The following is a 563-nucleotide window of genomic DNA, read 5'->3' as shown; positions in this document are numbered from 1 at the left end:
CTCGTAATCGATAATTCCATTGATCTTCCGTACTTCGTTTACGCACATAGCGTGCAGACTTTGCAATGTTTCATCATCAACATCATTTATCGCCGCAGTCATATGCGACAGCTTTCCAAGCTCCACTGCGACTTTGAAAAGCAGACGGGCAAGCCGCTGTTCTGTACCTTTTATCTGTGCCTTGACCGTTTCCGTAATCAGTGGGGAGAGGTAGTTTACCTCTTCCTGCTGACGAAGGTAGCCGATGTAAAACTTCACGGCTTTCTCAATAAATTCTGTTTTCGAGGCACAATTATCCTCTTTATACTCCTGTTCGATCTTTTTAATTGTTTCTGGCTGAAAATATACAGCCATTTTTTCTTTTGCCATGAAACAACTCCTTTTTCTTTTACGACTCCTGAAAATACGCCGATTTTTCGCACATTTCTGCACTTACGACCCCTGATTTTCGTAAAAAGCCGTATTTTGACTCCATGAGGCGACCGCCTGAAATATGCACAAGACCTGTGTGAAGACTGCGTATTTACGGCACATTTGCGGTCAGCTTTGCTGTCCGCTGTGAG

1 protein-coding gene is annotated in these 563 nt (G+C 43.7%); it reads right to left on the bottom strand.

Going from position 1 to position 563, the window contains the following annotated elements; translation table 11 throughout:
* On the bottom strand, window positions 1-369 hold a 369-nt coding region (locus tag DW938_RS14585), incomplete at its 3' end, for a hypothetical protein (RefSeq protein ID WP_118125607.1).
* Between the last annotated feature and the right edge of the window lie 194 nt (window positions 370-563).

Source organism: Ruminococcus sp. AM43-6, assembly GCF_003461785.1.
In the GTDB taxonomy this organism is placed as follows: Bacteria; Bacillota; Clostridia; order Oscillospirales; family Ruminococcaceae; genus Hominimerdicola; species Hominimerdicola aceti.
The sequence above is the reverse complement of the archived record's forward strand: the minus strand, read 5'-3'. Positions and strand labels throughout refer to the sequence as shown.